The sequence below is a fragment of the Facklamia sp. P12945 genome (assembly GCF_050409485.1).
GTDB lineage: Bacteria > Bacillota > Bacilli > Lactobacillales > Aerococcaceae > Facklamia.
In genome coordinates this window covers 1-639 of record NZ_JBNUPJ010000059.1, presented here as the reverse complement: position 1 = coordinate 639, position 639 = coordinate 1, and the positions used below count along the sequence as shown (strand labels likewise).

Genomic DNA, 639 nt, shown 5'->3' with positions numbered 1-639 from the left:
CAGAGGGTACGATCGATCTAAATGAGCCAGGTAAGTATACAGGTCTAGTGGAAGTTACTTATCCAGATGGATCAACGGAAATCATCCAGGTACCGGTAACAATCACAACACCTGAAACGCCACAAGCGGATGATTATACCCCAGTGGTAACGCCAGAGATCGTAGAAGCAGGCGATCCGATCGACTTAACCGATAATGTCACGGTCCCTGGTTATGTAGTAGACCCAGCCCATCCAGGCGTACCAAGCTTTAAGGATGTGACACCAGAGGGTACGATCGATCTAAATGAGCCAGGTAAGTATACAGGTCTAGTGGAAGTTACTTATCCAGATGGATCAACGGAAATCATCCAGGTACCGGTAACAATCACAACACCTGAAACGCCACAAGCGGATGATTATACCCCAGTGGTAACGCCAGAGATCGTAGAAGCAGGCGATCCGATCGACTTAACCGATAATGTCACGGTCCCTGGTTATGTAGTAGACCCAGACAACCTAGGAGTTCCAAGCTTTGAAGACGTCACCCCTGTTGGTACGATTGATACGACCACCCCTGGTAACTACACAGGACTTGTGAAAGTGACTTATCCAGACGGTTCAACAGAAATTGTGGATGTGACAGTTACTGTAACGACAC

At 47.7% G+C, this 639-nt stretch carries 1 protein-coding gene; it reads left to right on the top strand.

Features of this window, described 5'->3' with window-relative positions; translation table 11 throughout:
• Positions 1-639 (top strand): Rib/alpha-like domain-containing protein (locus ACQV2X_RS08765; RefSeq protein WP_428874608.1); only part of this gene is annotated, 639 nt, incomplete at both ends.